This window comes from Streptomyces sp. NPDC032745, assembly GCF_055579465.1.
The window spans coordinates 701393-727784 of the sequence record NZ_JBVING010000003.1 but is presented as its reverse complement, the minus strand read 5'-3'; the positions used below and the strand labels follow the sequence as shown (position 1 = coordinate 727784).

Genomic DNA, 26392 nt, shown 5'->3' with positions numbered 1-26392 from the left:
GGCGTTGATTTTTGGCACGCTGTTGAGTTCTCAAGGAACGGACGCTTCCTTTGTACTCACCCTCTCGGGCTTTCCTCCGGGCTTCGTTCTTCGTTTCCGACTCTATCAGACTCTTTCGGGCCTGACCCCCGGTCAGCGGGGTTTGTCTTCCGGGCTGTTGGGCCCTTCCGACTCCCTGAACTCTAGTGGATTTCCCGGTCGATTCATAATCGGCCTTCGGAAATTAATTCGGGCATGCCGAATTCGTTCCCGGTGGGAGATCGTGCTGAGTTGGGTGCCGCAACGAGGCGGCGGGATTCGTTGTCGCCAAAACCTTCCGGCTCAGGGACAACTCGAAGAACCTTACGGACCCGCGGGGTCGGTGTCAACCCCGCAGCTGGCGGGCCCGTCAGGTCCGCGACTGGAGGTCCTCCACGCGGTCCAGCAGCCGGGTGAGCATGTCGCCCAGCACGCCGCGTTCCGCCGTGGAGAGGTCCTGGAGGAGGTCCTCCTCGAACACCGTGGCCGCGCGCATGGCGTCGAGCCACTTGCTGCGGCCCTCGTCCGTGAGCTCCACGATCACGCGGACGCGGTTGGACTCGTCCCGCTCGCGCGTCACCAGTCCTTCCGCCGTCATGCGGTCGATCCGGTGGGTCATCGCCGCCGGCGTGAGGCCCAGCTGCTTCGCGAGCTCGCTCGGGCCCATCCGGTACGGGGCTCCGGAGATGACGAGGGCCTTGAGGACCTCCCACTCCGCGTTGCTGATGCCCAGTGCGGCGGTCTGCCGTCCGTACGCGACGTTCATGCGGCGGTTCAGCCGGCTCAGAGCCGAGACCACCTTCTCGACCTGGGGATCGAGGTCCTGGAACTCGCGCTGATAGACGGCGATCTGCTCGTCGAGGCTCGGCTCATGGACGGGCGCAGTGCCGTCGGGGGTGTCACCCATGGTTCGAAGTATCGCATGAGCCCGTTGGCGTCTAACTCCTTCGATGTGTAGAGTTAAGGATCGAACTTTAGCTATGAAGTCTTCGGACTTCAGTTCTCAAGGCAGGTGAGAAGTGACCAAGGTGATGGGCGCTGCGATGCGGCGGATCCAGGCCGGTAACGCGTTGACCGCGTTCGGCATCGGTTTCACGGTTCCGTTCCTCTACATCTACGTGGCGCAGGTGCGAGGTCTGGGCTCCATGGCGGCCACGAGTGCGTTCGTGGCCTTCGCCGTGAGTGCCCTGGTCGCGCTGCCCCTCACCGGTCGGGTCATCGACCGCCGAGGTCCCGTCCCCGTGGTCATCGGTGCGGCCGTCGCCGCGTCGGCCGGCGCCCTGTCGCTCGGGCTCTCCACCGGCATCGTGCCGATCCTGCTGTCCGCCCTGGCGCTCGGCGCCGGGCAGGCCGTCATGCAGCCGGCGCTGGCCACGATGATCGTGTGGTGCTCGACCCCGGGCACCCGGACGCGGGCCTTCGCCCTGCAGTTCTTCATGCAGAACCTGGGCCTGGGCATCGGCGGCCTCATCGGCGGCCAGATCGTCGACGAGAGCCGGCCCGGCAGCTTCACCCTGCTGTTCGGCATCGAGGCCGTGATGTTCCTGGTCCTGGCCGGCGTCATCCTCACCGTGCGGATGCCGCACGCGCCGAGCATCAAGGACGCCGTGCCTCGGGACGAGTCCCGGGCGGGCGGCGCGTGGAAGCGGCTGCTCGAGCACAAGGCCATGGTCAAGCTGCTGGTGCTGGGCTTCGTGATCTTCTTCGCCTGCTACGGGCAGTTCGAGTCCGGGCTCGCCGCCTTCGGTACCGAGGCCGCCGGGATCTCCCCGTCCACCCTCGGCTTCGCGCTGGCCGCCAACACCGGTGCCATCGTCGTGGCGCAGTTCGTCGTGCTGAAGCTGGTCGAGAAGCGCCGCCGGTCCCGCGTGATCGCGCTGGTCGGCCTGATCTGGACCGTCGCGTGGGTCATCGCCGGGTTCTCGGGCCTCGGGCACGGCGGCGCGATGATGGCCGCCGCCGCGTTCATCACGACGTACGCGCTCTTCGGCATCGGCGAGGCGATGCTGTCGCCGACGCTGGCCCCGCTGGTGGCCGACCTGGCGCCGGAGGGCTCGGTGGGCCAGTACAACTCCGCCTTCGCACTGGTCAAGCAGATGGCGCTGGCCCTCGGGCCGCTGGGCGTGCCGCTCGGTGCCGGGGTGCCGATGCTCTACATCGGGGTGTTCGTCGTGGTCTCGCTGGGGATCGCGTTGCTGGCCCTGCGGCTCGGCAAGCAGCTGAGCGCGGTGCAGGACAGGCCGTCGCTGCTGAAGGGCGAGGCGGTGCCGGCGGTGGCCGTGAAGGCCGTCGAGCCGGAGCGCGTGCCCGCGTAGGAGATATGGGAAAGGCCCGGTCCAGGGGGACCGGGCCTTTCTCGTACCCGCTACTTGTCCGGCAGGGCGAACTCGCACCAGACGGCCTTGCCGCCGCCCGGGGTGCGGCGCGAACCCCAGGAGGAGGCGATCGTCGCGATGATCGAGATGCCTCGGCCGGTCTCGTCGGCCGGTTCGGCGCGGCGGCGGCGCGGGAGGTGGTCGTCCCCGTCGGTGACCTCGATGATCAGGCGGCGGTCGGTGCGGCGCAGCCGCAGCCGCATGGGCGGGGTGCCGTGCTGGAGGGAGTTCGCGACGAGCTCGCTCGCGGCGAGGACGCCGAGGTCGCACAGTTCGACCGGGAAGCGCCAGGAGGCGAGGACGCCGGATGCGAAGGCGCGGGCGCGCGGGGCGGCCTCGACGCCGCCGAGGAGTTCCAGTGCGGCGTTGTGGAAGAGCTCGGCGTCGGCTCCGGTGCGGGCGGGCTGCTGAAGGACCATGACGGCGACGTCGTCGTCGTGGTCGGCGTCGACGCCGAGGGCGCGCATGAGGCGGTCGCAGATGACGGCGGGGGTGCCCTGGGCGCCGGAGAGAGCGCGTTCCAGGGCGGCGACGCCCTCGTCGATGTCCTCGCCGCGCCGTTCGACCAGGCCGTCGGTGTAGAGGACGGCGGTGGAGCCGGGGCCGAGCGCGATGGTGCCCGAGGTGTGCAGCCAGCCGCCGGTGCCGAGCGGCGGGCCGGTGGGGTCGGCTGCGCGGCGTACGGTGCCGTCCTCGTCGCGGACCAGGATCGGGAGGTGCCCGGCGGAGGCGTAGGCGAGGAGGCCCTCGTTGGGGTCGTGGACGGCGTACACGCAGGTCGCGATCTGGCTGGCGTCGATCTCGGCGGCGAGCCCGTCGAGGAGCTGGAGCACCTCGTGCGGGGGCAGGTCGAGGCGGGCGTAGGCGCGGACGGCGGTGCGCAGCTGGCCCATGACGGCGGCGGCGCGGACCCCGCGGCCCATGACGTCGCCGATGACGAGGGCGGTGCGGCCGGCGCCGAGGGTGATGACGTCGTACCAGTCGCCGCCGACGGCGGCCTCGGTCCCGCCGGGCTGGTAGGTGGCGGCGATGCGGAGGTCGTCGGGCTGTTCCAGTTCCTGCGGGAGCAGGGAACGCTGGAGGGTGACGGCGGCCTCGCGCTGGCGGCGCTCACTGGCGCGCAGCCGTTCGACGGCTTCGGCGTGGTCGGTGACGTCGGCGAGGTGGATGAGGACCCCGGTGTGGTGGGGGTCGGTCCCGCCTTCGGTGTCGGCCTTGGGGAACTCGACGGGGGTGCAGGTGACCGTGTACGAGCTGGCGCCGCCGGGGGCGGTGCGGTTCTTGGCGGTACGGGGCTTGCCGCTGCGCTGGACCTGGTCGAGGAGCGGGAGGAGGCCGAGTTCGCCGAGTTCGGGGAGGGCCTCGTGGGCGGGTGCACCGGTGGGGCGGGGGCCGAAGCCCGCGGTGTAGGCGTCGTTGACGTAGGCGACGCGGTGCTCGGGGCCGTGGACGAGGGCGACGAGGGCCGGGAGCCGGCTGAGGACCTCCCGTACGGAGAGCTCGTCGAGGGAGGGCACGGCGGCGAGGACGCCGCTGCCTGGGCCCTGGCCGGTACCGGCGCCTGAGCCGGTGCCGCAGACCGTGGGGTCCGCGGGGTCGGCGGGGCAGCCGTCCGGCGGCGTTGCCGGGCGGGCGGCGGCGCCGCGGGCTGCCGGGACGGCGCCCTCACCCCGCTTGGCCTGGGCGGCGGCGTGTTCGGACCGGGCGGCGGCGCGGCGCTGCGTTCCGGGAAAACGGGCGCTCCAGCGCGTGAAGTTCACTGCGTTCAAGCCTCGTGGTGTCGCAAGTGGTCGCTGTGCTTCTCGTGGTCGGTCGCTGGCCGGTGTCGCTCGGTGGATGTCACGGTGAATGTCACTGTGTGCAGGTGTGAGCCCACCTATGGTCACACGTCCAGTGTGGCCGACCGCACTGACAACGTCAGCCCTGGCTGTCCTTCGGGGGGTTGGGGGCGGGCGGGGGCGGGGCGTGTCTGTGGCCGTGTCCGGCGGCGAGTTCGAATTCTGCCCTGGGGTGTTCGAGGGAGCCGAGGGAGACGATCTCACGCTTGAAGAGGCCCGAGAGGGTCCATTCGGCGAGGACGCGCATTTTGCGGTTGAAGGTGGGGATCCGGCTGAGGTGGTATGTGCGGTGCATCAGCCAGGCGGGGTAGGCCTTGAGCTTGCGGCCGTAGATGTGGGCGACCCCCTTGTGGAGGCCGAGGGAGGCCACGGAGCCCGCGTACTTGTGGGCGTATTCGGTCAGGAGTTCGCCGCGCAGGGAGGCCAGCAGGTTGTCGGCGAGGACCTTGGCCTGGCGGACGGCGTGCTGCGCGTTGGGGGCGCATTCGACGCCGGGTCCGTCGGCGGTGATGTCGGGGACGGCGGCGGCGTCGCCGGCGGCCCAGGCGTGCTCGACGCCGTCGACGGTGAGGAAGGCGGTGCAGGTGAGGCGGCCGCGCTCGTTGCGCGGGAGGTCGGAGGCGGCGAGGACCGGGTGCGGTTTGACGCCGGCGGTCCACACGACGGTGCGGGTGGGGAAGCGGGCGCCGTCGCTGAGGACCGCGACGCGGTTCTCGCAGGATTCGAGCCGGGTCTCCAGGCGGACGTCGATGTTCCGGCGGCGCAGTTCGCGGACGGTGTAGACGCCGAGTTCGGGGCCGACCTCGGGGAGGATGTGGTCGCTGGCCTCGACCAGCACCCACTTCATGTCCTCGGGTTTGACGTTGTGGTAGTAGCGGGCCGCGTAGCGGGCCATGTCCTCGAGTTCGCCGAGGGCCTCGACGCCCGCGTAGCCGCCGCCGACGAAAACGAAGGTGAGGGCGGCGTCGCGGAGGGCGGGGTCGCGGGTGGAGGAGGCGATGTCCATCTGTTCGATGACGTGGTTGCGCAGGCCGATGGCCTCTTCCACCGTCTTGAAGCCGATGGCGTAGTCGGCGAGTCCCGGGATGGGCAGCGTGCGGGAGACGGATCCGGGGGCGACGACGATTTCGTCGTACTCGAGCTCCTGGGCGCCGGTGCCCTCGTCGGCCGTGGCGAGGGTGCTGACGGTCGCGGTCCGCTTGGCGTGGTCGATGCGCTGGACCTCGCCGATGACGATGCGGCACTTGTCGAGGACGCGGCGGAGCGGGACGACGACGTGGCGTGGGGAGATGGAGCCGGCCGCCGCCTCCGGGAGGAAGGGCTGGTACGTCATGTAGGGCTCGGGACTGACCACCGTGACCTCGGCCTCGCCGGGTCTGAGCTTTCGCTGGAGTCGGAGGGCCGTGTACATGCCGACGTAGCCCCCGCCGACGACGAGGATGCGCGCGCGGGGCGGGGTACCGGGGGTCGTGCCCCGGGAGTTAGCAGCCTTCACCATCCCATGACGCAACGTGGCCGGGAGTTTGTCCACAGGCCTGACACATTGTGTGACCGGAGGGGAAGCCGGTACGGGGCTGTCGGACGGCCGGAGTGGGGGTGGAGTTTCGCAGGTCAGGCGGTGCGGACGGGGTGATTCCGGTGGCTTGGATCGGAAAAGTGGGGGTGAATGCTCCGATCGGGCGGTGGTCCGTCCGGGGCTGCCTCTTCTGAATTGACTCTGGCTCAACTATGTTCGTATCTCGTCGAGGAGTAGGACCGGGGCCCACATGACCGTGGCTCACCTCGACACGAAGGCGGGGAGTGTCTCCGGGGGGAGACAAATGATTACCGGGGGATACATATGAACATTTCCGATTTCCATGGTTCTGCGACCGCACTCTCGGGTGAGAGCAACGGTCGCCTGATGACGGGCGGCACCACGCATGGCGTGGGTCGCTCCACGCCGCTGCGCGTCGACGCCCAGCGCAACCTCGAGCACGTACTGCGTGCGGCGCGCGAGGTGTTCGGCGAGCTGGGCTACGGGGCTCCGATGGAGGACGTGGCGCGGCGCGCACGCGTCGGCGTCGGCACCGTGTACCGGCGCTTCCCGAGCAAGGACGTCCTGGTCCGCCGGATAGCCGAGGAAGAGACCGCCCGGCTGACCGAGCAGGCAAGGACCGCGCTGGGCCAGGAGGAGGAGCCGTGGCAGGCGCTGTCGCGCTTCCTGCGCACCTCCGTGGCCTCCGGCGCCGGGCGGCTGCTGCCGCCGCAGGTGCTGCGGGTCGGGTCGGCGAACGAGGACGGCGTCGACGACGCGGAGAAGGCGCGGGTTCCGCACCAGCGGCAGGCCGGCGTGACCGGCGGCGGGGCTCCCGAGCTGCGCGTCGTGGGCGCGCGGACTCCCCTCGAGGACGAGCCCTCGGAGGACGCGGGCGCGGGTGAGCTGCTCGAGGTGGTCGGCCGACTGGTGGACCGCGCCCGGGAGGCCGGTGAGCTGCGCGGCGATGTCACAGTGGCCGATGTGCTGCTGGTGATAGCGACGGCCGCTCCGGCCCTGCCCGACGCGGCGCAGCAGGCGGCGGCTTCGTCCCGGCTGCTCGACATCCTGCTCGAAGGGCTGCGGTCCCGGACGGTCTGAGCCGTACGGGAGGCAGTCCTCGCGGAGGCCCTTGCAGGGGTGCATGCGCTGACCGCTCCACCCGGCGACCCGCTCCACTCGCCGGCCCGCTTCACTCGCCGGCCCGTTCGTCGAACGGGTCCCCGAACGGCCGCTCACTCGAAGGAGTGAGGGCCGGGTACGGGGATTCACCGGATGCTGCCCGGACGAGTGGATGGCGTGGAGAGAGGTTCGGCGCGCGCCCCCCGTGTGACACGCTTGAACGGTGTACCGGGTGAGTGTGTCGGGCGGGGGCTTCCGCGATGAGCGTTGACGGTCGGGAAGAGCCGCTCGGTGGTGCCGGCGCGTTCGGTGGTGCCGGCGGCGAGGCCGAGGTGGACGGCCCGGCCGAAGGCCAGGTCCCGGCCCAGCGCGAACCACGCGGGCGGCATGCGGCGTCGAGGCGCTCCGGTGCCGGGCTGCCGCCGGCCGACGGCGAGTTGATCGCCCGGATGCGCGGGGGCGACGACGGTGCGTACGAGGAGCTGTTCCTCCGGCACGCCGATTCGGTACGGCGCTACGCGCGGACGTGCTGCCGTGACGGGCACACGGCCGAAGACCTGACCGCGGAGGTGTTCGCCCGGACGCTGCAGGCGGTACGGGGCGGGGCCGGGCCGGACCAGTCGGTGCGCGCGTATCTGCTGACGACGGTGCGGCGGGTCGCTGCGGCCTGGGCGAAGACGTCCCGGCGGGAGCATCTCGTCGAGGACTTCGCGGTGTTCGCGGAGCAGGCGGCCGCGGGTACCGAGGTCGGCGGCGGGCTGTCCGGTCTGTCCGGGGACGACACCCTCGAACTGGGCGCGGACGTCCGGGCGATGCACGAGGCCGAGCAGTCGCTGGCCATGCAGGCCTTCCGGAGCCTGCCCGAGCGGTGGCAGGCCGTGCTGTGGCACACCACCGTCGAGGACGCCTCGCCGAGTACGATCGCGCCGCTGTTCGGGCTGAGCGCCAATGCGACGGCCGTGCTGGCCAGTCGGGCCCGGGAAGGGCTCAAGCAGGCCTATCTGCAGGCGCATGTGAGCTCGGCACTCGGTGCGGGCGGGGACTGTGCGCGGTACGCGGACCGGCTGGGTGCGTATGCCCGCGGCGGGCTGCGGATCCGGGCGGAGCGGGGGTTGCGGGGACACCTGGAGGAGTGCTCGAAGTGCCGGCTGGCCGCCGGGGAGCTCAAGGACGTCAACGCGGGCATTCCCGCGCTGCTGCCCGTCGCGGTCATCGGGTGGTTCGCCGCCGGGTACGCGGCGAAGGCGGCCGGAGTCGTGGCCGGCGGGGCCGTTGCCGCCGGGGGCGCGGGGGCTGCCGCCGCGGCCTCGGGCGGGTCGACCGCCGGGGCGGGTGCCGGAGCCGCCGGGGTCGGGGCCGCCGGTGGGACCGCGGGTGCCGGGGCCGGGGCCGCCGGAGCCGGGGGCGGCGCCGGGGGTGCCGGGTCCGGGGTCGGGGGTGCGGTGGTGTCCGAGGGGCTCGGGCTGCCGGCCAAGGCCGCCGTCGCCGCCGGGATCGCCGTCGCCGCGGCCGCCGGGGTGGTGTTCGCGCTGGCCGGGGACGACCCCGGGCCGGGGGTCCGGGCGCAGCCCGCGCCGAGTGTGGCGGCGCCCGTGGTGCCGCTGGTCCCGGCTCCGCGCCCCTCGGCACCGGCCGAAGCGGAGCCGCCGGCCGCGCAGGGCTCCGTACCGTCCGCGCCTCCCACGGCCCCCGCGTCGCCCGCTCCCGCCGGGCCGAAGCCGAAGGCCCCGGCCCCGCCGGTGTCCCGGGCGCCCTCCCAGAAGCCCTCGCCGGCGCCGAGCCCCGTACCGAGCCGGAGTCCGGCCGAGCCGTCCCCGTCGCCGTCCGTGCCGAAGCCTGCGCAGGGGTTCCGGCTGGCCGGGCTCGAACACGCCACGTTCGGCGACCACAGCGGTCCCGAGCTGCAGACCTGGCGCAGCAGCTGGGTGTGGCAGCGATGGGGGCTGCGGATCGCGGACCGGCGGTTCGCGCAGGGGATCACCGTGAACTCCCGTTCCTCGGTGGAGATCACCCTCAACCGGCAGTGCACGGCGTTCTCGGCGCGGGCCGGGGTGGACGACCTGTCGCTGTTCACCGACGGCAAGGTGCGGTTCTCCGTGTATGCCGACGGCCAGCGGCTGTGGCGTTCGGGCGCGCTCGGGTACGGGGATCCGGCCGCAGCCGTCGACGTCTCCCTGACCGGGTACAAGTCGCTGCGGCTGGTGGTGGAGCAGGCCGGGCAGGGCAGTCTGCCGACCCTGGCGAGCTGGGCCGACGCCGTGATCAGCTGCCGGTGAGAAGGGTGACGAGGGTGACGACCTCGGCCGGGGTGAGCTCCGCGCCCGCCGCCTCTTCCTGCTTGTAGCGGTCGGGGCCCAGCACGGCGCGGGTGTCGTCCGGGAGTCCGCCGACGGCGGCCTGTTCCGGGACCGAGCGCGGGTGGTCCGCACGCCATGCGGAGGCCGCCGCGAGCACCCGTACGGCCTCGGCGCTGCGCCCGGCGGCGGCCAGCAGCACGGCCGCGGTGTCGGCGAGCGATGCGAGCACGCGCTCGGCGCAGTGCGCGGCGACGGAGGTGGCCAGGGCCGGCCCGAGCTTCGCGAGACCGGCCTCCGGGCCGTGCGCGCGTGCGGTGAGGATGGCGTCGACGTTGTCGAGCCCGGCCTTGAGCTGCGGGGGCGCCGAGATCCTTCCCGAGGCGGCGCGAGCGAGTTCGCATTCGGTACGGGCCCGCCCGAGGTCCCCGCGGACGAGGGCGAGGAGCGCGGCGAGCATGCCGCTGTAGGCCTGGACGTCGTACACCCCGCCGTAGGGCTCGACTTCGCGGGCGACCTCCGCCAGCAGCTGCTCGGCGCCGTCGAAGTCCCCGGAGCAGAAGGCCGACTCGGCGATCCGGGCGATGGCGAAGGGCACCTCGGTGTGGGCCCCGACCTCGCGGGCGAGGCGCAGGCACTCCTCGTACTCGGCGCGGGCCCAGTCGTACCGGCCGCGGGAGAGCGCGACCTCGCCGGCGGCGCTCGCCACCTGGGCACGGGTCCAGCGGTCGCCGACGCGGTGGGCGATCTCGTGCAGTTCGGCGAGGTCTGCGTCGACGGACGGGAGGCCGCCGGTGAGGTCGATGGCCACGTGGGTGCGGAGCATGAGGGAGATGCCCAGTTCCCAGTCGCCGCCGTGGTGGCGGCAGTTGTCGACCGTCTCGTCGAGCCCGTCGCGGACGGCGAGGGGGTCGCCACTGAGGAAGGTGGTCATCGGCCAGAGCATGCCGGGGAAGCGGGCGGTCTCGCGGCCGCCGGCCCGGAAGACCTGCTGGAGGCGGTCGGCGAGGGCGATGTTCTGCGGGGTGCGGAACTCCTCGGGCGCGTGGCCTTCGGCGAGGAGGAGGACGCGCAGCATCTGCGTGCGCATGAAGCGCCAGTACTCGGGGGTGCCCTCGGGCGGCTCGGCGGGGTGGGACTCCAGGACCCGCGCGGCCCATTCCGCGCCCTCGGTGCGGTAGTTGCGCAGCCACCAGAACCAGCCGAGGGCGAGGGTGAGGCGCAGGCCCGTCTCGGCGGCGCCGGTTTCGGTGGTGTGCAGGAGCGCGGCGCGGAGGTTGTCGAGCTCGGTCTCGATCCGGCGGATCCAGGGGAGCTGGGCGGCGCAGCGCAGGAGGGGCTCGGCCTCCTCGGCGAGGGCCAGGAAGTGCGCGGCGTGGCGGTGGGCGGCGGCGCTGCGGTCGGGTGCGTGTGCGGCCGCGCGTTCGGCGGCGTACTCGTGGATGGTCTCGAGCATGTGGTAGCGCATGCCGCTGTCGCCCGGACCGGGGGTGGCGAGGACGAGGGACTTGTCGACGAGGGAGCCGAGGACGTCGGCGACGTCCAGGGTGCCGTCCGTGCAGACGGCCTCGGCGGCGGGGAGGTCGCAGCCGCCGGCGAAGACGGAGAGCCGGCGCAGGACGGCGCGCTCGGGCTCGTCCAGCAGGTCCCAGGACCAGTCGACGACGGCGCGCAGGGTCTGCTGGCGGGGCAGGACGGTACGGGCGCCGCTGGTCAGGAGCCGGAAGCGGTCGTCGAGGCGGTCGGCGATCTGACGCGGGGTGAGCAGCCGCAGCCTGGCCGCGGCCAGCTCGATGGCGAGCGGCAGCCCGTCGAGGCGGGCGCAGATCTCGGCGACGGCGGCCGGGTCCTCGGCGGGGGTGAAGCCGGGGCGGACGGCGGCGGCGCGGTCGGCGAAGAGGCGGTGCGCGGGGTCGGGCGGCAGCGGGTCGACGGGGCGGACCGTTTCGCCGGGCACGCCGAGGGGTTCGCGGCTGGTGGCCAGGATCCGGACGCCGGGGCAGTGGGTGAGGAGGCGCTCGGCGAGTTCGGCGGCGGCGCCGATGACGTGCTCGCAGTTGTCGAGGACGAGCAGCAGGCGGCGGTTCGCGCAGTGCTCGACGAGCTGGGAGGCGGGGTCGGCGGCGGCGGTCTTGTCGCGGGCCACGAGGGTGTTCTCGCGCAGGCCGAGGGCGCTGAGGACGGCGCCGGGGACGGCGGCCGGGTGGTCGAGACGGGCGAGTTCGACGACCCAGCCGGGTTCGGGGTGGGCGGAGGCTGCGTGCTCGGCGAGCCGGGTCTTTCCGGAACCGCCGGGGCCGGTGAGGGTGACGAGGCGGAGGCGGGCCAGGTCGGTGTGCAGGGCGGCCAGTTCGGGCTCGCGGCCGACGAAGGAGGTGAGGCGGGGGCGGAGGTTGCCGGTCGGCTCCGCCGGGGGTGCGGGGGGTGCGGGGGGTGCCGGGTGCTGCCCTTCGTACTGCTTGCCGCGGCCATCGCCGCCGAGGTGGCCGGGACCACCGCCCCCGGTTGCCGCCGGAGGCGCGGGTGTGGGTGCCGCCGGGGGCGCGGGCCGGAGCAGCTCCGCGTGCAGGGCGGCGAGTTCGGGCCCGGGATCGGCGCCGAGGGCGTCGGCGAGGGTGCGGCGGGTGCGCTCGTACGCGGCGAGGGCGTCGGCGGGGCGGCCGGCCGCACGCAGCGCGCGGAGCTGCTGGGCGCGCAGGGGCTCGTCGTACGGGTGCTCCTGGACCAGCGCCTCGATCTCCGGGAGGAGGGACGCCGGGTCGGCGGCGCCGCTGCGGAGCTCGGCGTCGATCCGGGCGCGGACGGCGGCGGTGCGGTGCGCCTCGGGCGCGGCGGCGTGGGCGGTACGGGCGGGCTCGGGGAGGTCGGCGAGGGCGGGGCCGCGCCAGAGGGCGAGGGCGGTACGGAGGGTTCCGGCGGCGGTGGCGGGGTCGGCGGCCAACTCCTGGGCGCCTTGGCGGGCGAGCCGGGTGAACCGGTGCAGGTCGATGTCGTCGCGGTCGGCGACGGCGAGGCGGTAGCCGCCGGCGGGGCCGGAGTGGACGGTGTGCCGGCCGCCGAGGGACCGGCGGAGCCGGCCGACGAGGGCCTGCAGGGCGGCGGGGGCGTCCTGCGGCGGGTCGTCGCCCCAGACCTCGTCGACGAGGTCGGCGACGGAGGCGGTGGCTGTGGCGGTCCGCGCGCCGGCCGCGGCGCGGAGCGCGAGGGCGGTGAGGAGCGCGCGCAGACGGGCGCCGCCGATGGGGAGGGGGGCGCCGGTCTCGTCACGGGCTTCGGTGACACCGAGGATGAGATACCGCACCGGGCAATTCTGCCTTGCCCCCGGCCGGGGTGTCGGGGAGTTTCGGCGCGGTCGGCTGTGAGGCGGCGGTGCCGACGTGAGGCGGCGGTGCCGACGTGAGGCGGCGGTGCCGACGGGTCCGGGCCGGTCGTGCCGGCGGGTCCGGGCCGGTCGTGCCGGCGGGTCCGGGCCGGTCGTGCCGGCGGGTCCGGGCCGGTCGTGCCGGCGGGTCCGGGCCGGTCGTGCCGGTGGGTCCGGGCCGGTCGTGTGGACCGGGTTACCCCGCAAGCAGGCCCGCAGCCGCCCCTGCCTGCCGGGCGCGCTGCCGGACGCGGCCTGCGGGCCGTCCTCCCCACCGGTCACGACGGCCTCGCCGTTCCCCTGCCCCGCCTGCCCGCAGTGACCCACCACGCCAGCCACCACCCATGCCGTGACGCACCTCGGCGACAGCCCCCTGCCTGCCCACCGGGCATCAGTGATGCGGACCCGTAGTAACGGGTGTCGATGACAGCGGTCAGGCCCGGTACGAGCGGGCGGCAGGTGAGAGGGGCGGGCCGCTGGGCCTGCAGTGCGCGTGTCCCCGTCGGATCTTCTTGCTCCCGCGTCCGCGGCTCCCGCCCCTTCCGCCCGGGCGCCGGCGGCGGCGTGCGGCCGGGCCGGGCCCCGCGTCGGCACGCACAGGGCGTCCCGTACCCGGCCGCATGGCTGAACCGCCCGGTACGCGGCCACGGGCAGACGACCGGTGCGCGGCCGGCCCGGGGCCCGCCACGCGACCGGGGCAGCTGGGCTGGGCTGGGCGGGGCGGGGTCAGGAGAGGGCTGGGCGGGGGATGGGGACTCCCTTGGGGACTGCTCGGCGGCGGGGGGTGGACGTGCCCGTCCAGCAGGTGCCCCGGCGGGCCAGGAGGCGGCCCAGCCACAGTTCCATCGAGACGAGCTCCGCAAGGCCGTCCAGGGGGACGGGGCGGCCCTCCGCCGCGTCCAGCAGGGCCTGTTGGACCACCCGGGCCTCGATCAGGCCCGCGTCCGCCAGCAGCGGGGACGTGAACAGGGACAGCAGGGAAGACAGCGCTGCGCGGAGGCCCACGCGGGTCGCCGTTTCGTTCGGGGTGTGCGCCGGGGCGCCCCAGCCCGGCGGGAGTTCGCGTACGCCCGCCGACGAGAGGACGCTGCGCAGGATCGCGGCCCGCGCACCGGGCTGCACGCGCAGCGATTCCGGGAGCGCGCGGGCGGCCCGTACGACCTGGTTGTCCAGGAACGGGGCGTGCAGGCGCTGGCTGCGGACCTCCACGGCCTGTTCGAAGACCCGGTGGTCCGCCGCGTGGCGGGTCAGTGCCGCGCGGGCCCGGGCCTCGCCGGGGCGCAGCGAGAGCGGGGGCCGGCCCGCGGCGGTCGCCAGGCGGATCGATACTTCCGCCAGGGCTTCGCCGGTCAGCCAGCCTGCCGCCGGGCCCGGGCGGGACCAGGTCAGGGCGGCCAGCGAGGCGTCCACCGGGTTCGAGGCGCCCCCCGCGACGGCCCCTTCGCGCAGCCGGGCCGCCGCGGCCTCCATGCCCGCGCGGTACGGCGTACGGGCGAGCCGGCGGGCCGCGGAGTAGACGGAGAACGGGACCAGGAGGGACAGGGCGGAGTCGCCGGGCGCCGACCGGGCCAGGGCGGCGACCGGACGCAGCAGGTGGCGTCGGCGGCGGTCCATCAGGAGGTCGGCCAGCCGGGCCGGGTGCGCGTCGAGGACCTGGCGGGCGCCGTGCCCCACGAAGTGGTCCGCCGAGCCGGCCGCCAGCCGGCGCCGCTCGCGGGCGGCGGTGACGAGGGAGGGGCCGGGTTCGTCGGTGAGGGGGCCGTCGAGTTCCGCGTACGGGAGGGCTTCCTCGGCGGCGGCCACGACCACGTGGTGCAGCCTGGGGTTGGCGGCGATGGCGCGGGCGCGCTCGAGTTCGGCCTCGCGGCCCTGCGGGGTGGCGAGGTCGTTGAAGGTGACGGCGAGGAGCCGTTCGCCGGAGCGGTTGACGATCGTGCCGGGTGCACCCGGGAGCCCGGCGGCGAGCAGGGCCAGGGTCGCGGAGGCGCTGCCTCCGGAGAGGTCGGCGCCGACGCCGGGGACCGGCGCGGGTGCGCCCCGGGCCGCGCGCCGGTCGGCAGGGCCCATTCCGGGCACCGGGCCGGGGTCGTGGGGCAGCGTGTCGGGGGCATGCCGGGGTGCCGTGAGCCGGGCGCGCACCGCATCGACCAATGCTTCCCGTACGCCCTCCACCGCGCGCTCGGGATCGGCCGCGGGCGCGGCCACCGCGAGGGAGGCCACCGGCTCGTACCCGGTGATCTCGCGCGAGCCCTCGCGCAGGATCAGCGCGTGCCCCGGCGGGATGCGCCGTACGCCGACGTACGGTGTGCCGTCGCCCAGTGCCTCCGGGCTGTCGGGGCAGGCCAGCAGGGCCGCGAGATGGCCGATGTCGAGCTGCGCCTCGATGAGGTCGGCGAGCGGCAGCGCGGCGGTGGCGTACGCGGTACCGCCGGCCCAGGGCGTGTAGAAGACGGGCCGCGCGCCCGCGAGGTCGCCGACGACGGTGATCCGGCGGCCGGTCTGGACGACGGCGGTGTAGCTGCCGGACCACTGGGTGAGGTGGCGCAGGGCTCCGCCGCGGGCGGCGAGGAGCGCGCGCCGCAGCTCGGCGTCGGTGGCGCCGCAGCAGCCGAGGACGGCGAGCCGGGTGAAGGGGTCTGCGGGGTCGGCGGCGAGGGTGCGGATCTCGTCGGGGCGCCAGTCGCCGACGGCCCAGAGGGGGTCGGGGTCTCCCCAGAGCAGTTGGGCGCCCACGGGCACGACGGTGCGTTCGGCGTCCTGGGCTGCCGGGTCGTCCGGATGGTCGGCGTCCGCGATGCCGCCGCTCAGGGGTCCGTCGGGGCCGCCGTTCAAAGGTCCGTCGGAGCCCTGTCCGCCCTGGCCGGAGACCCGGCCGGCCGTGCCGAAGCTCGCGGCGATACTGCTCCACCCGACCAACCAGCGCACCGCCGCCTCCCCAGCCTGTGGGCAATTGACCGGGGCGTGAACGGCATGGTCAGCGCAGAGGGCGCGGCCGACGGGACCCCGGGTGGCTCGGGGTCCATGCTGCCACGAGACAGGCGTGCGGGAGTGGCCGAGGAGGGCGTACGTGCAAACGAACACGCCTCAGCCACGCGGTATTTGGCGTTCCGTTCCCACCGCCCCATAGGTCGGTTTCGGCCATTCTTCGGCCGTACTGAGTGCCGTCGCGTGCGCCGGGGCGCCCGACCGCAGCGGCGCGCGGGCGCGGTCCGGGAGACGGGATTCGCCCCCCGGACCGTTCCGCCACCCGCGGGGATTGAGGTAGCGGCATCCCCCGGCCCGCCGGATCCACGCAGCGGGCCGACCCACGCACCGCACATCGAATCGCCGGGCCCGGTGACCGGCCAGAGCGCACGGGCGGGCGCACGGCCACACGCACGGAGCACGGGAGAGCGCGCGCGCCCGCGGCGCGGGCCCCGGCCCGACTGTGCAGGCGGACAACAATCCCGCCATACGGAAGTCGGGGCCTTAACGCTTGGGAGGCGGGGAACTACGCTGGGTTTACGAAATGCCGGGGAACTATGCCCCGGCGGCGTATGCGTTGTGTGCGTTCCGCGTGTGACGAGGGGTGGCGCATGTCCAGGGAGCTCCGCGAGCCCAACGAGAAGCTCGGCGCCGTCCTCGCCCTCGCCGGCATCAGCAACGCCGGGCTGGCCCGGCGGGTCAACGACCTCGGCGCACAGCGCGGCCTGACGCTTCGCTACGACAAGACGTCGGTGGCCCGGTGGGTGTCCAAGGGGATGGTGCCGCAGGGCGCGGCCCCGCACCTGATCGCCGCCGCGATCGGCGCGAAGCTGGGACGTCCGGTGCCGCTGCACGAGATCGGGCTGGCGGACGCGGACCCCGCGCCCGAGGTCGGGCTGGCGTTCCCGCGGGACGTGGGCGAGGCGGTGCGCTCGGCCACCGATCTGTACCGTCTCGACCTCGCCGGGCGCCGGGGCGGTGGCGGGATCTGGCAGTCGCTGGCCGGCTCCTTCGCCGTGTCCGCGTACGCGACGCCCGCCTCGCGCTGGCTGATATCTCCGGCGGACGGTTCGGTGGCGCGCGAGCCCGCCCCGCCCCGCGAGACCGTGGCGCCCCGCGAGACCGTGGCGCCCCGCGAGCCGGTGGCGAACACGGCGCCCGCGGCCCCGGCGCAGGGGCCGACGGCCTCGCCCGTGCCGTCGTCGCCGATGTCGTCGTCGTCTTCGTCAACGGGTCTGCCCGCGCAGTCTTCGGGTGAAACGCCGCACGCCCCGCCCGCGCCGGTGCCCGCCGCCGTCGTGGGGCTGTCGGACCCGGCGCCGCAGCGCGTGGGCCACAGCGATGTGACCAAGCTGCGCGAGGCGGCCGAGGACGCACGCCGCTGGGACTCCAAGTACGGCGGCGGGGACTGGCGTTCGTCGATGGTGCCCGAGTGCCTGCGCGTCGACGCTGCGCCGCTGCTGCTCGGCTCGTACAGCGACGACGTGGGCCGCGCGCTGTTCGGCGCGACCGCCGAACTGACCAGGCTGGCCGGGTGGATGGCCTTCGACACGGGCCAGCAGGAGGCGGCCCAGCGCTACTACATCCAGGCGCTGCGCCTCGCCCGCGCGGCCGCGGACGTACCGCTGGGCGGGTACGTGCTGGCTTCGATGTCGCTGCAGGCGACGTACCGGGACTTCCCGGACGAGGGCGTGGACCTCGCGCAGGCGGCCGTTGAGCGCAACCGGGGGCTGGCCACCGCCCGCACCATGAGCTTCTTCCGGCTCGTCGAGGCGCGGGCGCATGCGAAGGCGGGTGATTCGGCAGCCGCCGGGGCGGCGCTGCGGGCGGCGGAGGGCTGGCTGGAGCGGGCGCGGGAGGGCGACCCGGATCCGACGTGGCTGGGTTTCTACTCGTACGACCGTTTCGCGGCGGATGCGGCGGAATGCTATCGGGACCTCAAACTGCCGCGGCAGGTGCGCCGCTTCACCGAGCAGGCCTTGTCGCGGCCGACGGAGGAGTACGTGCGCTCGCACGGGCTGCGGCTGGTGGTGAGCGCGGTCGCCGAGCTGGAGTCGGGCAACCTGGACGCGGCGTGCGCGGCCGGTACCCGGGCGGTGGAGGTCGCCGGCCGGATCTCCTCGGCGCGGACGACGGAGTACGTACGGGACCTGCTGCACCGGCTCGAGCCGTACGGGGACGAGCCGCGCGTGGCGGAGCTGCGGGAGCGGGCACGGCCGCTGTTGGTGGCCCCCGCGTAGGAGGTGTCGGGCGGATCCGGGCCGGACGGCCACTGCGGTGGGGCGCCTCCCGCCGGTGGCCGGGGGCATCGGTGGCCGACGGCGGCTCGGCGAGGCGCGGTGCCGGGCGGTCCGCGCCGGGGCATGATCCGCCGGAGACCCCCTTAACACGTTGTCAGTGGCGGGGTGCAGTATGCAGGGGTGGGAGGTGGCAGCTTGGGCGGCGGCGTGGGCAGCGTGGGCAGGGTCGACTGCGATGTGCTGGTGATCGGCGGTGGCATCGTCGGCCTGTCGACGGCGCATGCCCTGACGCAGCTGGCCCCGGGGACGCGGGTGGTGGTGCTGGAGAAGGAGTCCGGCCCGGCCCGCCACCAGACGGGCCGCAACAGCGGGGTGATCCACAGCGGGATCTACTACCGGCCGGGATCGCTCAAGGCACGCTTCGCGGTGCGCGGGGCCGCCGAGATGGTGAAGTTCTGCGCCGAGCACGGGATCGCCCACGAGGTCACCGGGAAGCTGATCGTCGCCACCGGGCGGGAGGAGCTGCCGCGCCTGCACGCGCTGGTGCAGCGGGGCCGGGAGAACGGCATCCCGGTGCGCGAGCTGGGCCCGGCGCAGATCTCGGAGTACGAGCCGGAGGTGCGCGGCCTGGCCGCGATCCACGTCGGCACCACCGGGATCGTGGACTACGGTCAGGTGGCGCAGCAGCTGGCGGAGTCCTCCGGGGCCGAGATCGTGTACGGCGGGGCGGTGGATCTGATCTCGCGGCGGGCGTCGGGGGTGGCGGTCCGCACCACGTCCGGGCTGGTGGTCCGCTCCCGTGTCCTGGTGAACTGCGCGGGCCTGCAGTGCGACCGGATCGCGCGGCTGGCCGGGGACGACCCGGGGATGCGGATCCTGCCGTTCCGTGGGGAGTACTACGACCTGGCGCGGCCCTCGCTGGTCCGGGGGCTCGTCTACCCGGTTCCGGATCCGGCGTTCCCCTTCCTCGGCGTGCACCTGACGCGGGGGATCGGGGGCGGGGTCCACGTCGGGCCCAACGCGGTGCCGGCGCTGGCCCGCGAGGGGTACGGGTGGGGCGTGGTCCGGCCGCGGGACGTCGCGGACGAGCTGGCCTGGCCGGGATCCTGGCGGATGGCCCGGCGGCACTGGCGGTACGGGGCGGGCGAGATCCACCGGTCGCTGTCGAAGCAGGCCTTCACGGAGGCGGTACGGCGGCTCCTGCCGGGGGTTTCGTCGGCGGACCTGGCTCCGGCCGGGGCCGGGGTGCGGGCGCAGGCCGTCCTGCGGGACGGGACGCTGGTGGACGACTTCCTGATCCGGGACGCGCCGAGGACGGTGCACGTCCTGAACGCCCCGTCGCCGGCCGCGACGGCTTCGCTCCCGATCGGCCGCGAAATCGCCCGCCGCGCCCTGACCACCCTCCGGGCGTCCTGACCCCGGCCGGGGTCCGCCGCCGCTGTCCCGGCCCGTCGCGACGGCTGCCCGCGGCTCCGGGAGCGGAGGCGTGGGTGAGGGCGGCGGCCGGTGGGGGGCGGGGTCGTAGAATCTGGGGATTGTGTCTGAGTCCCTCACCCCCCAGCCCAGCGCCCCGGAAGCCACGCCGGAGGCGAACTCCTACGTGCCCCCCAAGTGGCGGACCGAGCCCCGTTTCCCCGACGGGCCCGCCCCGGATCCGGCCGGCTCGCACCACGAGCGGCGGATCAGGAGCTTCCAGCCGCGACGCAGCCGGGTGACCACCGGGCAGGGCGAAGCCCTGAAGCGGCTCTGGGGGGTCTGGGGGCTCGACATCGACGGGCATTCCGTCATCGACCTCGAGAAGCTGTTCGACGGGCTTCCCGTCGTGCTGGAGATCGGCTTCGGGATGGGTGAGGCCACCGCGCAGATGGCCGCCGCCGACCCCGCGACCGGGATCCTCGCCGCCGATGTGCACACACCCGGCCAGGGGAACCTGCTCGCGCTGGCCGAGCGGAGCGGGCTCGACAACGTCCGCGTCGCCAACGGCGACGCCATCATCCTGCTCCGCGAGATGCTGGCGCCCGACTCCCTCGCCGGGCTCCGCGTGTACTTCCCGGACCCGTGGCCCAAGGCCCGCCACCACAAGCGGCGGCTGATCCAGCCCGAGTTCCTCGACCTGGCCGCCACCCGCCTCGCCCCCGGCGCCGTACTGCACTGCGCGACCGACTGGGAGCCGTACGCCGAGCAGATGCTCGAAGTGCTCACCGCGCACCCGGAGTTCGAGAACACCCAGGCGGACGGCGGCTACGCGCCGCGGCCCGGCTTCCGGCCGCTCACCCGCTTCGAGGGACAGGGCCTCGACAAGGGTCACGTCGTGCACGATCTGCTCTTCGCCCGACGCCGGGTGTCCCCGAACGAGTAGAGAACCATCATCGTCACTCCACGTGTCAGGGCGGCTCGCTAGAGTCATCACGTGTTCCGAGCGCTCCCTGGTGTCCGTACGTGCGTGCTCGCCGTGCTGTCGCTTTCGGGGCTGGCGATCCTCGAACTCGTGCGGGAGCAGACCGGTACCGCCGGGTTCTTCGTCGGCCTCGGGCTGGCCGTCCTGCCGGTGCCGCTGCTCATGGCGGCCTTCCGGTGGCTCGGCCGGGCCGCGCCCCGACCCTGGGCGCAGTTGCTGTTCTGCTTCGGCTGGGGCGCCTGCACCGCGGCGCTGATCGCGATACTGGCCAACAACTACGCGACGGAGTGGATAACGGCGGCGACGGCCGACGCCTCCGCCGCCGACCGGCTCGGCTCGGTGGCGATCGCCCCGGTGGTCGAGGAGAGTGCCAAGGCTGCGGCCCTGCTGCTGGTGTTCGTGTTCCGAAGACGCCAGTTCACCGGCCCCGCGGACGGTTTCGTGGTGGCCGGGTTCACCGCCACCGGCTTCGCCTGCACCGAGAACGTCCTCTACCTCGGCAACGCCTTCGGCGAGGACCTGGAGAGCGGCGCCGCCCCGCTGGACTCGGTGACGGCCGCGACCTTCTTCGTGCGGATCGTGGTCTCGCCGTTCGCGCACCCCCTGTTCACGGTGCTCACCGGGCTCGGCTTCGGCGCGGCCGCGCTCCGTGCCGGCCGGCTGCGCCGGATCGGGCTGCCGCTGCTCGGGCTGCTGCCCGCGATGGGCCTGCACGCGCTGTGGAACAGCTCCTCGCGGTTCGGGGAGTACGGGTTCTACGCGGTCTACGGCTGCGTGATGGTCCCGGTGTTCGGGCTGCTGCTGTGGCTGGCCGTGCGGATAAGGCAGCGCCGGCTGCGGGCCGTCGCCGGGGAGCTGGCGGTGTACGCGGCCGCTGGCTGGCTGCGGCCGGCGGAGGTGCCGGCCCTGGTGTCGATGCCGGCCCGGTCGCTGGCCCGTGCGCTGGCCCGGAGCACCGGGGGCCGGGCGGCGGGCCGGGCGGTCGCCCTGTACGAGGCGGACGCGGCCGCGCTGGCCCTGCTGCGGCACCGGGCCCGGCAGGGCGGACCTGCGCGGGAGCCGGATTTCGCCTGCCGGGAGCGGGAGTTGCTGCGCAGTCTGTGGCTGCGCAAGGCGACGGCGGGGCCCGCCCTGGCCCGGGCGGCGGTCCTGGAGGAGCTCCTTCCGCCGCGGCCGGTCCCCCTGCCGGCCGAGCGGGCGTTCGTACCGCCCGCTAGACGCTCAGGCCCTTGGACTCCAGCCACGCCAGCGGGTCCATCGTCGAACCGCCCTTGCGCACTTCCAGGTGGAGATGGGGTCCGGTGACGTTGCCGGTGGCGCCGACGCGGCCGATGGTCTCGCCCGCGCCGACCGAGCCGGAGGTCACCGACATCGAGGACAGGTGGCAGTACCAGATCTCCGTACCGTCCTCGAGCTCGAGCACGATCCGGTAGCCGTACGCCCCGGACCAGCCGGCCGAGGTGATCTTCCCGTCGGCCACGGCCTTGGCGGGGGTGCCGGTCGGCGCGGCGAAGTCGAGGCCGGTGTGGTGGCCGGAGGACCACATCGAACCGGCGTCGCCGTAGTGCGAGGTGAGGGTGTAGGCGGAGGTGGGGAGGGAGTAGCTGCCGGCCTGCTTGGCGATCCGCTCCTGCTCGGCCTTGGCCTCGGCGGCCGCCTTGGCCTCCTTCTCGGCGGCCACGCGGGCGTCGTCGGCCTCCTTCTGGGCGGCCTCCCGCTGGGCCTTGGCCTCCGCGGCGGCGGCCTCCTGCGCGGCCCGCTCGGCCTGCGCCCGGGTCTGGGACTCGGCGGCGCTCTCCTGGGACTCGGCCTGCTGGAGGATGCGGCCCACCAGGGTCGCGCCGGCATCGGCATGCCCGGCGGCCTGCTGCGCGATGATGCCGGTCGGCTTCGTGGCGGCCTCGGCGCCCGCCTCGGGACTCTCGGCGTCCGCGTGCTGCCCGTCGCCGCCCAGCCCGAAGTCGGGCAACGAGGGCATGGAGATGGCGACTTGGGGCCGGTCCTGCGCGGTGGCGATGCCGCTCGCGCCGACCGCCGCGATGACGCCGACGCCGAGCACGGTGGAGCTGCGGGCGAGTCCCCCGCGCTGCTTGACGACCCGGTGCTTGCCGCGGGGCGGGCGGGCGGAGTCCTCGGTGGGGTTCCATTCGCCCCAGGCGCCCGCGGTGGGCGCTTCCTGGAGCTCGATGCCTTCGGGGGCAGGCGAGTTGGAGGCCACCGGGCCACACTCCTCATGGGGACACGCACGCGCACGGCGCCGCCTCTTGCGACGGCTGGGACGACCGCGCTGCGTTATCGAACGGTAATAGACGGAGGGGAGTGATTCCAAGCTGTTGCGATTGATCGTTAACGGCAATCAGCCACTCCATGCACACCTTTGGCCATCACTAATGCCACCTAAGCGGATCAACTCGGGCAAAAATTTACCAAGATCCATATCTCTTCGGCCACATCTGCACCTTGACGAGCCGTCATAAACCTTGCAGAGCGCACCATTTCAGTTACGCACCGTTACGGAGCGACCACGGGTACGGTGCGCCGCCGGTCCGGCTGACCCGCCTCCGGCCGGCCCACCGCGAGGAGCGCCATGTCGTCCGTCGCGCCGCCGCCCGTGTGCCGGCGCACATCGCTGCTGAGCGCGCCGAGCAGTTCGCCGGGCCCGGGGAAGACCCGCCCGTTCAGCCGGGCCGGCGGATCGTAGAAGACTCCCGCCGCGTCCCGGGCCTCGGTCAGCCCGTCCGTGTACAGCAGCAGGGTGGCGCCGGTCGGGAAGGCCCACTCCTCGACCCGGTCCGGCCACGCCTCGGCCAGCTCCCCCATGCCGAGCGGCAGCGCGGGCTCCGCCGGGGCGAGGACCACCAGTCGCCCGTCCGCGTAAAGCAGCAGCGGCTCGGGGTGGCCCCGGTTGACCAGGCGCAGCACCTGGGCCCCCGCCGGGATCTCCCCGAGCACGCAGGTCGTGAACCCCTCCACCGCGTCCAGGCTGTCGCGCCGGGTGCCCTCCCGGGCCAGCGCCCGCTCCAGCCGCTGCGCCAGTCCCGCGAGCGTGGGCTCCGTCTCCGCCGCCTCCCGGAAGGCCCCGAGGACCACCGCCACGGCCTCCACCGCTCCCAGCCCCTTGCCCCGTACGTCGCCGACCGCCAGCCGCACTCCGTACGGGGTGTCCTGGACGGCGTACAGGTCCCCGCCGATGAAGGCGTCCGCCTGCGCGGCCTCGTACCGGGCGCAGACGTGCAGGCCTGCGATGCGTTCGGCGGGCTTCGGCAGTACGGCGCGCTGGGCGGCCTCCGCGATCCCGCGCGCCGAGGCGAGCTGCTCGCCGCTGCGCCGTACGACCCGGTTGATCAGGACGGCGAGCGCGGAGACGGTCACCACGGTCACCAGCTCGGTCAGCGCCTCGACCTTCCAGGTGGTGCCGTTGAGGATGTGCAGCAGGATCACCGCGAGGGAGGCCAGCACGCCGGTGAGGACCGTGACCCGCAGGGAGGACAGCGGGGCGGCGATCAGGGGGGCCGCGGAGAAGAAGGGGGACCCCGTGTAGCTGGGCGGGGTCATGACGTCGAAGGCCAGTCCGACCACGATCAGCACGGCCGGGAGCACCCGGACCACTCGGCGGGCCGCACCGTTGCCGGTGCCGCCCGCGTACTCGTCGCCGCCCTGCTGCCCCAGGCTCACCACGCTGCTCTCCTGCCCGGTCCCTCATACGGGTGCGGGCCGCTGCCGCCTCGCCCTTCAAGGCTGGCCGCAGCAGGGGCCGTACGGCGACCCGGCACGGGCCGATCGGGTGAGGGCGGACCGGGAACACGACGAAGGCCCGGCTCCCCAAAGGGAACCGGGCCTTCGTACTGAGTAGCGGGGACAGGATTTGAACCTGCGACCTCTGGGTTATGAGCCCAGCGAGCTACCGAGCTGCTCCACCCCGCGTCGGTAAACACAACTCTACGTCATCGCGGGGAGGGCTCACGCCAATTAACCTGCCGGCCACCCCCAGGACCGATATACCCGCAGGTCAGCGCCGTTCAGAACGGGTGGAAGACGGCTTCCGTCAGCCGGTGGTCAGGCGGAGCAGGGCCAGGGATCCGATGCCGGAGGCGATCGTCAGATAGAAGTTCCGCGTGCGCCAGGCGAGCAGCAGGGTCGGCACCGCCAGCCAGAGGGCGTAGTTGCCGGGGCCGAGGTCGAGCGTGCCGGCCGGGGCGAACAGGGACGGGGCAGGGCGGCCGCCGCGAGTGTGCTCTCTCCGGGGGTCGGGATACGGCGGACAGGCCTCAGCGCAGGCCCAGGGATTCGTACGTGGCGTCGAGCTCGGCGACGTCGAGGCCGGCGGCCTGGCGGACGAGGCGGATGGCCCGGTAGATCTGGTTGATGTGGGCGATGTCGTGACCGATGACCTTCCGGATCATGACCTCCATCGTTTCGCCGCCCTGCTCGCCGTGGCGGCCGGTGCGCTGCCAGTCCTCGGGGGCGAGGGCGGCGAGGAGGGCGACGTTGGAGGCGCGCAGGCCGGTCCAGGCGTCGAGCATCTGGCGGAACGGGAGCCGGGGCAGCGGGGCCCACAGCTGCTCGTCGTAGCCGGGGTAGACGGGGTTGTCCTCGGTGGCCACGAGGCGCCAGCGGAAGCCGTAGACGATGTCGACGTCGAAGAGGTGGCCGACGATGAAGGCGGCGGGCCACTCGCCCGGCTCGGGGACCGTCTCGGCGAGATCGGTCGGCAGGTCTGCGAAGAGCTGCGCCGCCCAGACGGGGGTCTTGGCGAGCACGTCGAACGCGTCGCGTTCGCCGGCCACGTCGAGGAGCGCGGTGACGTACGCGGCGGGGTCCTCGGTGGCGGAGGGGATGTCGATCCGGTGGACGCCGGTGGTGGTGGTGCTGATGGTCATGCCGATGTGCCTTTCGGGTGGGCTTGGCTCGTACGGGGACTGCGGAGTCGGCGCTGGAAGAGGTCAGGCCGCGTGGGCCGGTTCGGATGTCTCCTCGGTGTCGTGCGCGTCCGTCACCTCCCCGCGGTTGCCGGGGTCGGCGCCCAGGATCAGGAGGGCGCCGAGGGCCGCCACGGCGGCGCAGGCCGTCCAGTGGAGCGGCGGCGAGATGCTGTAGAGGAGGCCGCCGACGGCCGGGCCGAGGGCTCCGCCGAGGGTGTGGGCGATGCCCTCGGCCCCCTGGTAGCGGCCGCGCAGGTGGGCCGGTGAGAACTCGGCGGGGTAGGCGTTGGCGATCGGCGTGTAGACCGTCTCGGCGACCGTCCACACCACCACGGTCAGCGCGAGCAGCCAGACGGCGTGCATCGCGCCCGTGAGGGCCATGCCGATGCCCAGCAGGGCCAGTCCGGCGGCGATCACGCGGCGCGGGTTGCGGCGCTCGGTGTGCTTGGTGAGCGGGAGTTCGATGACCACGCAGAGCAGGGCGTTGAGGCCGAGCAGCAGGCCGTAGACCTTGTTGTCGAAGCCGGCGTCGGTGACGTGCAGCGGGAGGGTCGCGGTGGACTGCCCGTACACGAAGGTCGCGGCGACCATCGAACCGAGGAAGAGCAGGTACGGGCGGTCGGAGAGGACCTCGCGGTAGCCCCCCTTGCCCCGGCCCGCGCTCTGCGGTGCGGGTGCTGCCATGGGCGGGCGCCCGCCGGGCAGCGTGCACAGCGCGAGCACGCCGAAGGCGCAGGAGAACAGCGCGTCGCCGAGGAAGACGTACGTGTACGAGGCCCCGCTGAGCAGGCCGCCGACGAGCGGGCCGACCGCCATGCCCACGTTGATGGCGAGCCGCAGCACGGCGAAGGCCGTCACCCGCTGCTTCTCGGGGACCACGTCGACGAGCAGCGCGCCGGCCGCCGGCCGGTACAGCTGCGCGAAGACGCCCACGAGCCCGACCAGCGCGGTGGTCGCGAACAGGCCGTCGGTCAGCGGGACGAGGGCGGTGGCGGCGCTGCTGCCGAACATCGACACCGCGATGGCGGTGCGCCGGCCGAAGCGGTCGGCGACCGTGCCGCCCACGGCGTTTCCGATGAACGCACCGACCCCGACCACGCCGAGGGCCGCGCCGGCCTGGAATGCGGAGAATCCCCGGGCGACCAGGAACAGCACCAGGAATACGTTCAGGAAATTGCCGAATTTGATGAGGAACATTCCGGAGAAGATCACCCAGGCGCTTCTGGGCAGGTCCTGCAATCGTCGGCGCAAGGGGTCCTCGCCGGCCATGGGGGGCTCCTTCTCGATCGGGGGACGAATCACGGATGAGGTGGCGTCCACCATGAAACCCGCCGGTCAAGGCCC

The 26392-nt window shown here is 74.0% G+C and carries 17 protein-coding genes and 1 tRNA gene; 7 read left to right on the top strand and 11 right to left on the bottom strand.

Annotated features, from left to right (window positions below):
• Positions 1-388: 388 nt before the first annotated feature.
• Positions 389-925, bottom strand: coding sequence for a MarR family winged helix-turn-helix transcriptional regulator (locus ACZ5WG_RS11235; RefSeq protein ID WP_468722251.1), 537 nt, complete (start codon positions 923-925; stop codon positions 389-391).
• 124 nt (positions 926-1049) lie between these two features.
• On the opposite strand from ACZ5WG_RS11235, the gene ACZ5WG_RS11230 reads away from it, so the two are divergent.
• Positions 1050-2333 (top strand): MFS transporter, encoded by a 1284-nt coding sequence (locus ACZ5WG_RS11230; RefSeq protein ID WP_468722305.1) that lies wholly within the window; start codon positions 1050-1052, stop codon positions 2331-2333.
• A 50-nt stretch (positions 2334-2383) separates the two neighbouring features.
• On the opposite strand, the gene ACZ5WG_RS11225 is transcribed toward ACZ5WG_RS11230, so the two are convergent.
• Entirely contained in the window at positions 2384-4153 is a 1770-nt protein-coding gene (locus ACZ5WG_RS11225; RefSeq protein WP_468722303.1) for an ATP-binding SpoIIE family protein phosphatase, read from the bottom strand.
• 157 nt (positions 4154-4310) lie between these two features.
• Entirely contained in the window at positions 4311-5729 is a 1419-nt protein-coding gene (locus tag ACZ5WG_RS11220) for an NAD(P)/FAD-dependent oxidoreductase (protein ID WP_468722249.1), read from the bottom strand.
• Positions 5730-6071: 342 nt separating this feature from the next.
• Between ACZ5WG_RS11220 and ACZ5WG_RS11215 the strand changes: the two genes are divergently transcribed.
• The gene (locus ACZ5WG_RS11215) at positions 6072-6848 is read left to right on the top strand and encodes a TetR/AcrR family transcriptional regulator (protein WP_468722248.1); all 777 of its coding nucleotides are present in this window, start codon (positions 6072-6074) and stop codon (positions 6846-6848) included.
• 281 nt (positions 6849-7129) lie between these two features.
• Complete coding sequence (locus tag ACZ5WG_RS11210) at positions 7130-9145, top strand: sigma-70 family RNA polymerase sigma factor (protein WP_468722247.1); 2016 nt, start codon at positions 7130-7132, stop codon at positions 9143-9145.
• Here the strand turns inward: ACZ5WG_RS11210 and ACZ5WG_RS11205 are convergent.
• Both ACZ5WG_RS11205 and ACZ5WG_RS11200 read right to left on the bottom strand, forming a co-directional pair.
• On the bottom strand, positions 9132-12464 hold the full coding sequence (locus ACZ5WG_RS11205) for an AfsR/SARP family transcriptional regulator (protein ID WP_468722245.1): 3333 nt from the start codon (positions 12462-12464) through the stop codon (positions 9132-9134). The two genes, ACZ5WG_RS11210 and ACZ5WG_RS11205, sit on opposite strands and share 14 nt — an antisense overlap.
• A gap of 786 nt (positions 12465-13250) precedes the next feature.
• A complete protein-coding gene (locus tag ACZ5WG_RS11200) occupies positions 13251-15449 on the bottom strand; it encodes an asparagine synthase-related protein (RefSeq protein WP_468722244.1) in 2199 nt (732 codons plus the stop codon).
• A 650-nt stretch (positions 15450-16099) separates the two neighbouring features.
• Here ACZ5WG_RS11200 and ACZ5WG_RS11195 point away from each other — a divergent pair.
• The 4 genes from ACZ5WG_RS11195 to ACZ5WG_RS11180 all read left to right on the top strand — a co-directional run bounded on the left by ACZ5WG_RS11195 (position 16100) and on the right by ACZ5WG_RS11180 (position 21431).
• A complete protein-coding gene (locus ACZ5WG_RS11195; protein ID WP_468722242.1) occupies positions 16100-17728 on the top strand; it encodes a sporulation protein in 1629 nt (542 codons plus the stop codon).
• Positions 17729-17923: 195 nt separating this feature from the next.
• Complete coding sequence (gene lhgO / locus ACZ5WG_RS11190) at positions 17924-19144, top strand: L-2-hydroxyglutarate oxidase (RefSeq protein ID WP_468722240.1); 1221 nt, start codon at positions 17924-17926, stop codon at positions 19142-19144.
• A gap of 184 nt (positions 19145-19328) precedes the next feature.
• Entirely contained in the window at positions 19329-20087 is a 759-nt protein-coding gene (gene trmB / locus ACZ5WG_RS11185) for a tRNA (guanosine(46)-N7)-methyltransferase TrmB (RefSeq protein ID WP_468722301.1), read from the top strand.
• 51 nt (positions 20088-20138) lie between these two features.
• Positions 20139-21431, top strand: coding sequence for a PrsW family intramembrane metalloprotease (locus tag ACZ5WG_RS11180; RefSeq protein ID WP_468722238.1), 1293 nt, complete (start codon positions 20139-20141; stop codon positions 21429-21431).
• On the opposite strand, the gene ACZ5WG_RS11175 is transcribed toward ACZ5WG_RS11180, so the two are convergent.
• The 6 genes from ACZ5WG_RS11175 to ACZ5WG_RS11150 form a co-directional block, all read right to left on the bottom strand.
• Positions 21340-22344 (bottom strand): M23 family metallopeptidase, encoded by a 1005-nt coding sequence (locus ACZ5WG_RS11175; protein ID WP_468722236.1) that lies wholly within the window; start codon positions 22342-22344, stop codon positions 21340-21342. The two genes, ACZ5WG_RS11180 and ACZ5WG_RS11175, sit on opposite strands and share 92 nt — an antisense overlap.
• Positions 22345-22637: 293 nt before the next feature.
• On the bottom strand, positions 22638-23795 hold the full coding sequence (locus tag ACZ5WG_RS11170; RefSeq protein WP_468722299.1) for a PP2C family protein-serine/threonine phosphatase: 1158 nt from the start codon (positions 23793-23795) through the stop codon (positions 22638-22640).
• Positions 23796-23976: 181 nt separating this feature from the next.
• Positions 23977-24050: transfer RNA gene (locus ACZ5WG_RS11165), tRNA-Met, on the bottom strand.
• A gap of 121 nt (positions 24051-24171) precedes the next feature.
• The gene (locus ACZ5WG_RS11160; RefSeq protein WP_468722298.1) at positions 24172-24330 is read right to left on the bottom strand and encodes an AzlD domain-containing protein; all 159 of its coding nucleotides are present in this window, start codon (positions 24328-24330) and stop codon (positions 24172-24174) included.
• 64 nt (positions 24331-24394) lie between these two features.
• Positions 24395-25006 carry a DinB family protein gene (locus ACZ5WG_RS11155; protein WP_468722234.1) on the bottom strand — a complete coding sequence of 204 codons (612 nt, stop codon included), beginning with the start codon at positions 25004-25006 and terminating at the stop codon, positions 24395-24397.
• A 63-nt stretch (positions 25007-25069) separates the two neighbouring features.
• Positions 25070-26317 (bottom strand): MDR family MFS transporter, encoded by a 1248-nt coding sequence (locus ACZ5WG_RS11150; RefSeq protein WP_468722233.1) that lies wholly within the window; start codon positions 26315-26317, stop codon positions 25070-25072.
• Positions 26318-26392: the final 75 nt, after the last annotated feature.

Excerpts from the sequence above, each read along its gene's own strand:
- ACZ5WG_RS11235 (WP_468722251.1), bottom strand. The coding sequence starts at position 925 with ATGGGTGACACCCCCGACGGCACTGCGCCCGTCCATGAGCCGAGCCTC.
- ACZ5WG_RS11230 (WP_468722305.1), top strand. The coding sequence starts at position 1,050 with ATGGGCGCTGCGATGCGGCGGATCCAGGCCGGTAACGCGTTGACCGCG.
- ACZ5WG_RS11220 (WP_468722249.1), bottom strand. The coding sequence starts at position 5,729 with ATGGTGAAGGCTGCTAACTCCCGGGGCACGACCCCCGGTACCCCGCCC.
- ACZ5WG_RS11215 (WP_468722248.1), top strand. The coding sequence starts at position 6,072 with ATGAACATTTCCGATTTCCATGGTTCTGCGACCGCACTCTCGGGTGAG.
- ACZ5WG_RS11210 (WP_468722247.1), top strand. The coding sequence starts at position 7,130 with ATGAGCGTTGACGGTCGGGAAGAGCCGCTCGGTGGTGCCGGCGCGTTC.
- ACZ5WG_RS11195 (WP_468722242.1), top strand. The coding sequence starts at position 16,100 with ATGTCCAGGGAGCTCCGCGAGCCCAACGAGAAGCTCGGCGCCGTCCTC.
- ACZ5WG_RS11155 (WP_468722234.1), bottom strand. The coding sequence starts at position 25,006 with ATGACCATCAGCACCACCACCACCGGCGTCCACCGGATCGACATCCCC.
- ACZ5WG_RS11150 (WP_468722233.1), bottom strand. The coding sequence starts at position 26,317 with ATGGCCGGCGAGGACCCCTTGCGCCGACGATTGCAGGACCTGCCCAGA.